The organism is Pseudomonas sp. R19M (assembly GCF_050312585.1).
In the GTDB taxonomy this organism is placed as follows: domain Bacteria; phylum Pseudomonadota; class Gammaproteobacteria; order Pseudomonadales; family Pseudomonadaceae; genus Aquipseudomonas; species Aquipseudomonas palleroniana.
Window position 1 is genome coordinate 139,530 of sequence record NZ_JBNPJV010000100.1, and the last position, 9,881, is coordinate 149,410.

Consider the following 9,881-nt stretch of genomic DNA (forward strand, 5'->3'; position numbering starts at 1 on the left):
GGTGTGACCTGCTTAAGATTCGAAAACAGTGACGAGAAAGTCCGGTTTCAATTGCAACCTGAGCACCTGGCGTCAAACAGCAGCGTGCGGCCCGGCATGGGCTCGACGCTGTCGCCGTCAGGTTCAAAAAGTGATGGGTTGAATGCGTGCCCCAGGGCTTCCCACAGGGCTGGAAAACTAAAACATCCACGCAAAGGTGTATGTCATAGGAAGCAGGGACAACGTAGGGGTGACACGTGACTGTCAAAAACGCGCACGCCCGACAGGCCGGCGCGGTTTAACCGCGTCGGTCTGCCAGGCGTGTGTCGATCAGATCCGACGTTTGCGCTCGAACGTGGGCACGCTCGATTGCGGCACGACCACATGCTCGACCTGCCCCACCGCCGCGGCCATTGCAACCAGCGTCGGTTGAGCGAGCAACACGCGCAAGTCAGCGTCCATCCCTTGCTTGCGCATCTGCTCGACCAGGCTCACCGCCAACAATGAATGCCCACCCAACTCGAAGAAGTGGTCATGGCGCCCCACCTGCCCGACGTTGAGTACCTTCTCCCACAGTTGCGCCAAGGCCACTTCCGTCGGCCCCTGGGGTGCCTCGTAAACGCGGCTGAGCAACGCCTCCTGGTCCGGTGCCGGCAAGGCCTTGCGGTCGACCTTGCCGTTGCTGGTCAGCGGCAGGCTGTCCAGGCGCACATAGGCCGCCGGCACCATGTACTCCGGCAACTGCGCTTGCAGATAGGCGCGCAGCACTTCGATATCCAGCGCTTCACGTTCGGTGAAGTAGGCCACCAGACGCTTGTGTCCAGGCTCGTCCTGACGGGCGAGTACCACCGCGTCCCTGACCTGCGGGTGCTCACTCAGGCGCGTTTCGATCTCGCCCAGTTCGATGCGGAAACCGCGGATCTTCACCTGCTGGTCATTACGCCCCTGATACTGCAAGGTGCCGTCGGCACGCCAGGCCACCAGGTCGCCGGTGCGGTACATCAGCGCCCCGTCGCTGAACGGGTCGGCGAGGAACTTCTCCGCCGTCAGGTCAGCGCGGTTCAGGTAGCCCAGGGCAACCCCCTGGCCACCGATGTACAACTCGCCGGTGACACCGACCGGCACCGGTTGTTGACGGGCGTCAAGCACGTAGGCACGGCTGTTGCCCACCGGACGGCCAATCGGGATGCTGCCCTCGTCTGCCCGCGTAATCTCATGGGTAGTCGAGAACGTCGTCGCCTCGGTCGGGCCGTAGCCGTTGAGCAGATGCTGGGGTGCGCCATCCTTGATGACCCGAGCGATAACGCTCGGATCCAGCACATCACCGCCGACAATCAGGTAACGCAGTTGCGGGAAGACCGGCAGCAGCCCTTCGGCGTACTGGTGGAACAAGCCGGCGGTCATCCACAACACGCTGACTGCTTGCTTCTGCAACAGCGAGGCAAAGCCGGCCTGGGATAGCAATGTGTCCTGATCGACCACCACCACTGCGCCGCCATTGAGCAATGGCGCCCATACATCGAGGGTGCTGGCGTCAAACGCCGGGTTCGAAGCAAACGCCACCCGATCATGCTGATTGAAATCGGCATAGCCGTTGTTGATCACCAGGCGTGTGATCGCTCGATGCGGCACCAGCACGCCCTTCGGCGTACCCGTTGAGCCGGAGGTGTACATGATGTACGCCGCCGTCTCGGCGGATTGCTCCAGTGCCGGGTTGTGATCCGGCTCGATACTCAGATCCAGGCTGTCCAGGTCCAAGCGACGAGCCCCCTCCGGCACCTTGATCGAGGCCGCCGTCAGCAGCAGAGCCGCCCCGCTGTCCGAGATCATGAAGCCTTGACGGTCCAACGGCGCGTTGACGTCCAGCGGCACATACACCGCCGCACACTTGCTGATTGCCAGCTGGCTGATCAGCAGGTCCACCGAGCGTTCCAGCAGGATCGCCACGCGGTCACCGGGGGCTACCCCCAGGCCGATCAGATGATGGGCCAGGCGGTTGGCCCGTGCGTTCAGCCCGGCATAGCTGACCTGTTGCTGGCCGTGCGACGCCGCCAGGGCGTGCGGATGCGCTTGTACCCATGCCTCAAACACCTGATGCAGCGGTTGCAATTGCGGGTAGCCCCGCGCCGTATCGTTGAACGTCTGCAACAACTGCCGGCGCTCATCGCTGCTCAAGATCGACAGGCGATTGGCTGCCGAATGCGGCGCCTGTTCCAACTGCTCGACCAGCCCGGCCAACGTCGTGCACACGTAGCCCAAGACCCGCTGCGCACCCACTGAGCGCGGTGCCAGGGCACTGACCCGGAAATCCTCGCCCACGTCATCCACCGAGAGAATCAGCGGGTAACTGTTGACCCCTTCGTTGGCGAGCATCTCGATGCCGTCCCAAGCGACGCGGCTGGCCTCACTGACGCTGGCCGAGGCATGACGGTAGTTGAGCAAGGCACTGAACAACGGTGCCGGCGCGGCCACGCCACTGCAACGTTGCGCCAACGTCAGCGACGCATGCTCGTGAGCCATCAACTGACTCAAGGCCGCATGGGTGTTCTTGACCGCCGCCGTCAGGCTTTCATCCTTCAGGCGCACGCGCAGCGGCAAGGTGTTGATGAACATCCCCAGGGAACGCTCGGCGCCGTCGCCGGCCTGCAGGCGGCCGAGCAATACGGTGCCGAACACCACGTCATCACGGGCTGACACCGCGCCGATGACCTGGGCCCAGACCCAGTGATACAGCGTGGCGGCACTCACCCCCAACTGCCGTGCCTGGCGCCGCAGACGCTGGCTGAACGCAGCGCCCAGCCAGTGATCGACCTCCTCGGTGGCATCCCGCTCACTGTCGATGCGCTGCACGCCGAACGGCAGCGTCGGTTCGTCGACGTCGCCGAGCATCTCCCGGAAAAACGCTTCATGGGCCGCACGGTCCTTGCCCTGGCGGGTCTGCGCCACATAGTTGCGGTACAGCACCGAAGCGCCCAGTTTCTGCTCGCGCCCGCTCATGTGCGCTTCGATTTCCGCCACCAGCACGCCCATGGAGGTCGCGTCGTTGACCAGGTGGTGGAAGGACAACATGCCGATCCAGCGCTGATGCTGCGGGTCATGGGCAAAGCCCAGGTGCATCATCGGTGCCTGGCGGATATCCATGCGATGACGGCCGAGGCTGAAATGCTCACGCAATTGCGTCAGCACCTCGCCGGCCTGCGGGACGAGTTCGTCCATCGTCAGCGGGGCCTCGCGCCAGACCACTTGCACCGGCACCTCCAGTTGCTCCCAGAACAGCCCGGTACGCAGGATGTCGTGGCGACCGATCACGTATTGCAGCGCCTGGGCGAACCGGTCCAGCCGCTGGCGGCTGTCGAACGCGAACAGCGCGTGTTGCTGGTACGGGTCACCCTGTTCGGCGCTGATGTGGTGATACAACAGGCCCTCCTGCAACGGCGCCAAGGCATAGATGTCCTGCACGTTGGCCACACCGCCCGGCACACTGGCGACAATCCGGTCAATGCTTGCCTGATCCAGCGTGGCCAGGGGCAGCAGGTCCGGAGTGATGCGGGTGCAACCGATGTCGATGCGATTGGCCGGTACCGCCACTTCGTTGCCGGCGCCCACCGCCGCCGCGAGGGCGGCCAGGGTCGGCTGGCTGAACAGCACGCGCACATCCGCCTGCAAGCCCGCCTGGCGCATACGTTCCACCAGGCCCACGGCCAGCAACGAGTGCCCGCCCAGCTCGAAGAAGTTGTCGTGGCGACCCACCTGTTCCAGTTTGAGCACCTCGGCCCAGATCTGCGCCAGGGTGGTTTCCACCTCGCCCTGCGGAGCTTCATAGCCGCGGCTGAGCATCGCGTCCTGATCCGGCTCCGGCAGTGCCTTGCGGTCCAGCTTGCCGTTGGCGGTCAGCGGCAGGTGGTCCAGGCGCACATAGGCGACCGGCACCATGTACTCCGGCAAGCACGCTTGCAAACCGCTGCGCAGGGTGTCGATATCCAGCGCCGCCTGTTCGGTGAAATACGCCACCAGGCGCCCGTCACGGGCCAGCACCACGGCTTCGCGGACGCCGGCCTGTTCGCTCAGGCGGGTTTCGATTTCACCCAGCTCGATACGCACGCCGCGGATTTTCACCTGATCATCGTTACGGCCCAGGTAATCGAGCGTACCGTCTTCCAACCAACGCGCAAGGTCGCCGGTGCGGTACATGCGCGCCTGCGGGTCCGCGCTGAACGGATCCTTGAGGAAGCGCTCGGCGGTCATCTCTGGGCGGTTCAGGTAACCCCGCGCCACCCCGGCACCTGCCACGTACAACTCTCCCGCAACGCCCAGGGGGACCGGCTGCTGGTATTCATCGAGCAGATACACCTGGGCATTGCTCACCGGCTTGCCGATATGCAGCACCTGCCCGGCGTCAACGCGCCCGGAGGTCGCCACCACCGTGGCTTCGGTCGGGCCGTAGTTGTTGATCAGGTTGAAACGCTGCGGCTTGTTGAACTGCCGCAAGCGGTCGCCACCGATCAACAGGGTCTTGAGCGTCGGGTGTTGCAGGTCCTGACTGATGGCATATTCGGCCACTGGGGTGGGCAGGAAGCTCACATCCAGCGGTTGCGCCAACCACCACTGCAGCAGCGCATCGATGTCTTCACCGCCCTCATGGGCCGGCGGCATATACAGGGTCGCCCCTACGCACAAGGCCGGCCAGACTTCCCAGGCCATGGCGTCGAAACCAAAACCGGCGACGCTCGACGTCTTGCCGCCGTGCCCCAGTTCAAACGTATCGCAGTGCCAGCTCACCAGGTTTTCCAAAGTGCGATGCTCCACCATCACGCCTTTGGGCAGGCCGGTAGAACCGGAGGTATAGATCACGTACGCCAGGTGTGCCTGGGTCAGGCCGGCAATCTGTGGGTTGCCTTTGGACGGGCCTTGCCACAGACGGCTGTCGAGTTCCAATACCGGCACGGTCAGGGTCGGCAGACGCTGCGCCAGCGACGGCTGGATCAGCACGGCCACCGGTGCGCTGTCGCCGAGCAGGTAACTGAGGCGCTCGGCCGGGTGCGCCGCATCAATCGGCACATAGCACGCACCGGCCTTGAGAATGGCGACCAGGCCCACCAGCATTTCCAGGCTGCGCTGCGCACAGATCGCCACGCGATCGTCGGGTTGCACCCCGAGTTCGATCAACTGGTGCGCAAGTTGGTTGGCTTGGCGGTTCAGTTCGACGTAGGTCAGGCTTTGGCCCTGATACACCGCCGCCAGCGTATGCGGGTACAACTCGACCTGCTGCTCGAAGCGTTGGTGAATGGTCAGGCCGTGGGGATAGTCGACACGGGTGGCGTTGAAGCCTTCGAGCAACTGCCGACGCGCCTCGGCGGGCAGCACCGACAGGCTGTTCATCGAGATGTGCGGGGCGTGTTCCAGCGCCTCGACCAATTGCTCGACGACCCGGTTCACGTACTCGCAGAGGCGTTGCGCGCCAATCGATGCCAGCGCCAGTGCGCTCAGGCTGAAAGCCTCGCCCAAATCGTTGACGCTCAAGGTCAGTGGGTAGTTGGAACGCTCCCGCGCCTGTAACAACTCCATGCCTTGCCACGCACGACGCGACGCCTCGGTGATTTCAGCAGCATTGTCCGGCGTATGGCGGTAGTTGAACAACGCACTGAACAACGGCATGGACTGCGGCACAGCGCTGCAACGCTGGGCCTGGGCCAGCGAGGCCAGCTCATGGGCAAGCAAGCCCGACAGACGCGCATGGGTGGCCTTGACGGCCTCCTGCACGCCTTGACCGCTGATATCGACGCGCAGCGGCAAGGTATTGATAAACATGCCCACCGCCCGGTCGGCGCCCTCACCGCCTTGCAAGCGGCCCATCATCACCGTGCCGAATACCACCCGCTCAGTGCTGGAAACCACCCCCAGCACACGTGCCCAGGCCAGGTGGAACAGGCTGGCCGGGCTGACGCCATTCTGGCGGGTCAGCACGCGCAAGCGTCGGCTCAAGCCGGCGTCCAGGGTCAGGTCGACCTCTTCGATATCGTAGCCGTCATCGCGCACGTCCTGCTGTGCGAACGGCAGGGTCGGCTCCTCGATATCGTCGAGCATGTCGCGAAAGAACGCCTCGTGTTCCTGCTCGCGACTGGCCAGGCGCGTCTGCACCACGTAGTTGCGGTAAGGCACCGAGGCGATCAATTCATCGCCCTTGCCGAGCAGGAACGCTTCCATTTCCCGCCACACCACGTCCATCGCCATGTGGTCCATGATTGTGTGGTGGAACAGCAGCGTGGCGACAATGCGCTGGCCGGCCTCATCGTCGGCGTACACCAGTTGCATCAGTGGCGCCTGGGTCACGTTCAGACGATGGCGGCGCGGGTCGACGTGCGCCGCCAGTTGCGCGGCGATATCGCCGCCGCGCGGATCGAACTGCACCGCGCGGGTGACCATCCGCGCCTGGCGCCAGACCACCTGCACCGGCTGCTCCAGGCCCTCCCAGACAAACCCGGTACGCAGCACATCGTGGCGGTCGATAACCCGTTGCAAGGCTTCGGCAAACTGCTGCAGGCGCGCAAGATCGGCAAACGCGAACTGCCCCTGCTGCACGTACAGATCGCCCTGCTCGGCGCTGATGTGGTGGTAAAGAATGCCTTCCTGCAGCGGCGCCAGCGGGTAGATATCCTGCACGTTGGCCGCGCCGCCGACGACGGTGGCGACGATACGGTCGATGCTCGGCTGATCCAGGGTCAGCAGCGGCAGCAAGTCCGGCGTAATGTGCGTGCACCCGGCCGGGATGATGTTGGCCGGCACCTGGATCTCGCGCCCGCTGCCCACGGCCGCGGCGAGCGCCGCCAGGGTCGGTTGGTTGAACAGGACGCGCACGTCGGCGTTGAGGCCGGCCTGGCGCATGCGTCCGATCAGGCTGACGGCGAGCAACGAGTGCCCGCCCAGTTCGAAGAAGTGGTCGTGGCGACCGACCTTGTCCACCTTCAGCACATCGGCCCAGAGCTGTGCCAGCAGGGTCTCGACCGCACCGCTGGGTGCTTCATAACCCCGTGCAATCACCGCTTCCATGCCCGGCTCCGGCAGCGCCTTGCGGTCCAGCTTGCCGTTGGGGCTCAGCGGCAGTGCCTCCAGCACCACATAGGCCTGCGGCACCATGTAGGTCGGCACAGACTGCTGCACATGCTCACGCAAGGCTTCGATATCGATCTGCGACTGCGCATCGCGCCGCGTGCAGTACGCCACCAGGCGCTCATCACGCACCAACACCACGGCCTCCTGCACAGAACTATGCGCCGCCAGGTGCGCTTCGATTTCGCCCAATTCGATACGCAAACCACGCAACTTGACCTGATCGTCATTGCGTCGCACGTACTCCAGCGTGCCATCGGCCAGGTAACGCACCAGGTCGCCGGTCTTGTACAGGCGCCCGTTGCCGGTGAAGGGGTCCGCCAGGAAGCGCTCGGCCGTCAAGTCATCGCGGCCCAGATACCCACGCGCCACACCGGCACCGCCGATGTACAACTCGCCCACCACACCCAGCGCCACCGGTTCAAGGCGTGCGTCGAGCACATAGGCCCGGGCATTGGCGATGGGCTTGCCAATCGGCACCGACTCGACCGGCGCACTGCCGTCGCAGGTCCACGACGTGCTGTCGATGGTGGCTTCGGTCGGCCCATACAGGTTAACGATCCCGTGAGTGGTCAGCGCCCGGGCCTGCATTGCCAGTTGCGGCTCCAGCACTTCACCGCCGCTGAACAGGTAACGGCAGCGCACGCCGCTGTCCGGCAGTTGCACCAGCAGGCGCAGCAGGCTTGGCACAAATTGCGCAACGCTGACCTGGTGTTCCACCAGGGTCTGCGCCATTTGCTCGACGTCCCTCGAGGCTTGCGCCGGCAACAGCACCAGGCGTGCGCCAATCGCCAACGGCGTCCAGATTTCCCAGACTGAGGCGTCGAAGGCCACCGAGGTACGTTGCAAGATCCGTTCGTTGGCATCAAAACCAAACGTGCGGGTCTGCCAGGTGATGTGGTTGACCAGCGAACCATGCTCCACCATCACCCCTTTCGGGCGGCCGGTGGAGCCGGAGGTAAAGATCACGTAGGCCAGGTCATTCGGCCCGGCCACCGCGACCGGGTTGTGGCGTGGCTGTGCGGTCAACGACAGTGCGTCCAGGTCGACCTGTGCCACACCCGAATCCTCCAGCACCGTGCGGGTGGCTGCGTGGACCAGCACCGCCAGCGGCTGGCTGTCTTGCAGCGCCAGCGCCAGGCGTTGCGCGGGGTACTCGGGGTCGAGCGGTACATAGGCAGCCCCCGACTTGAGGATGCCCAGCAGCCCGACAATCATCGCCAGGCTGCGCTCCATGCACAGGGCGACGCGTGCATCGGCCTGCACACCCAGGCTGCGCAAGTGATGCGCGACCTGGTTGGCCTGTTCGTTCAGTTCGCGATAGCTCAACGCCTGGTCGCCCAGCACCACCGCGACGGCATGTGGCGTGTGCAAGGCATGCGCTTCGATCATCTGCACCACGGTCAGGTCCCGTGGGTAATCCGCGTCGGTGGCGTTGAAATCCGCGAGCAACTGGCGGGTCTGGGCCGGCGAGAGGATCGACAGTTGCTCCAACGCCCGTTGTGGCGCGTGCTCCAGAGCATCGACCAGCTGTTCAAGCAGGGTCACGAGGTAACCGCAGATCAACTGCGGATCGACCGATGCAACCGTCAGTGCATCCAGGCTGAAGTCTTCGCCCAGATCGTTGACGCTCAGGCTGACCGGGTAGTTGGTGCGCTCCTCGGACGTCAGGAAGCGCATGCCGCGCCAGGCCTGCTCCATCTCGGCCGTCAGGCCGGCATGGGCCGCCGGGCTATGGCGATAGTTGAGCAGCGCACTGAACAGCGGGGTCGACTGCGCAACCCCACTGCAACGTTGCACCAGGGCCAGCGAGGCATGTTCATGCCCCAACAGGCCGGTCAGGCGTGCATGGGTCGCCTTGACGGCGGCCTGCACCCCCAAGCCTTCGGTATCGACCCGCAATGGCAGGGTGTTGATAAACATGCCCAGCGACCGGTCAGCGCCGTCCCCGCCCTGCATGCGGCCCATCAGGACGGTGCCGAACACCACCTGCCGCGAGTCGGACACGCTGCTCAGCACCTTCGCCCACGCCAGATGGAACACGCTCGCGGCGCTGACCCCCAGCAGCCGCGCCCGCGCCCTCAGGCGCCGGCTCAAATCGGCGTCCAGAGCCAGCGAGGCTTCACGGATGGCATGGCCTTCGCCTTGTACGTCCTGCAAACCGAACGGCAAGGTCGGCTCCTCGATATCGCCGAGCATGTCGCGGAAAAACGCTTCGTGCTCCTGCTCACTGAGCCCCAGGCGCGCCTGAGCCACATAGTTGCGATACGGGATCGGCGCCGCCAATGGCTCGGACAGCCCCAGCAGGCTGGCCTGCATTTCCTGGCTGACGACCTCCAGGGCCGTATGGTCCAGCGCCAGGTGATGGAACAACAGGATCGCCACGATCCGCTGGTTGGCGCGGTCTTCGGCGTACACCAGACGAACCAGCGGCGCCTGGCTGACCTCCAGGCGGTAATGCCGGGCATCAAAACGCTCATGCAGTTGGCTGAGAATATCGCCATCGGCCGGGTCCAGGTCCACTGCCTGTACCGGCAACTCGGCTTTGCGCCAGACTACCTGGGCGGGAATGGCCAGGTCTTCCCAGACCACGCCGGTGCGCAGGATGTCATGGCGCTCGATCACCGCCTGCAAGGCCTGGGCAAACGCCTGCAGACGCTCGATATCGTCGAATTCCAGCTGCGACTGCAGCAAGTACGGATCGCCCTGCTCCGCTGCGATGTGGTGGTACAGGATGCCTTCCTGCAACGGTGCCAGGGCGTAGATATCCTGCACGTTGGCCACGCCGCCCGGCA

At 64.8% G+C, this 9,881-nt stretch carries 1 protein-coding gene; it reads right to left on the reverse strand.

Annotation, left to right across the window (positions count from 1 at the left end):
- Positions 1 to 309 precede the first annotated feature (309 nt).
- Positions 310 to 9,881, reverse strand: a 9,572-nt coding sequence (locus ACQRBT_RS25910; RefSeq protein WP_427851688.1) for an amino acid adenylation domain-containing protein, incomplete at its 5' end; no start/stop codon positions are given.